This window comes from Mesorhizobium sp. M2A.F.Ca.ET.037.01.1.1 (assembly GCF_003998075.1).
Taxonomy (GTDB): Bacteria; Pseudomonadota; Alphaproteobacteria; order Rhizobiales; family Rhizobiaceae; genus Mesorhizobium.
On record NZ_RZSA01001535.1, the window covers coordinates 1 to 918 of the forward strand.

General features: G+C 65.1%; 1 protein-coding gene. It reads right to left on the reverse strand.

Going from position 1 to position 918, the window contains the following annotated elements; all coding sequences use genetic code 11:
* Positions 1-47 precede the first annotated feature (47 nt).
* Entirely contained in the window at positions 48-665 is a 618-nt protein-coding gene (locus tag EOA27_RS38170; protein WP_126080301.1) for a LysE family translocator, read from the reverse strand.
* Positions 666-918: the final 253 nt, after the last annotated feature.

Consider the following 918-nt stretch of genomic DNA (forward strand, 5'->3'; position numbering starts at 1 on the left):
TTTCAGGAATGGTTTGGTTGAAATCCGGGAACGGCTGACATCGGAGCCTACTGGCGGGCCGCGATGGCGGCCGCCGCGCCCATCATGAAGCCGGCGGCGGTGCGGTTGAGCACCTTCAACGCGCGTGGCGATTTCAGGAACCAGCGCGCCTTGGCGGCCAGCGCCAGATAAGGCACCAGCACCACGAACAGCACGACCACGGTGAGCATCGCCAAAATGGCGTAGTCGGCGAGCGTGATCGTCTTCAGGTCGACGATGGTCGGCGTGATGGCGAGATAGAAGATCATCGTCTTCGGATTGCCGAGCGTCACCGTCAGCCCGGCGATGAAGCTCGACAGCAGCCCGCCCCGGGCCTTGCGCGCCTCGACGGTCTCGGGCGTGATACCGCTGGTCCAGAAGCGCCAGGCGAGGAAGGCGAGATAGGCGACGCCGGCCCATTTGATGGCGAGGAAGACCATGCCGAAGGTCTGGGCGACGAAGGCCAGCCCAAGCACGACGGCGGTGAGATAGGTTAGGTCGCCGAGCAGCAGGCCAAACGACATGGCAAGCGAGGAGCGGAAGCCGGAGCCGAGCGCGCGGGCGACCAGCGCCGTGACGCCGGGGCCCGGAATGGCGGCGGCGACGCCGAGGGCTGCGCTGTAAGCGAGGAATCCGGTGAGTGTCATGGTTGCGGTCCCGAGATAGGGACGCACTTGTCGCACGAAACGGATCGGGAATGAATTCGCTATGGGGCAGATTCGTTTGCGCCAGCCCCCTCATCCGGCCGCTTCGCGGCCACCTTCTCCCCGAGGAGAGAAGAGGTTGGCGCCGACGCTCGCCTGCTCCTCTCCCCTTGCGGAGCAGGGCTGTCCGGGGAAAGTTAGACATAGTCGAGGCTCATCTGATCGGGAGAGCAGCGGGGGTACCTTCGACTTGGAT

Coding starts and splice junctions, on each gene's coding strand:
- EOA27_RS38170 (WP_126080301.1), bottom strand. CDS start 665: ATGACACTCACCGGATTCCTCGCTTACAGCGCAGCCCTCGGCGTCGCC.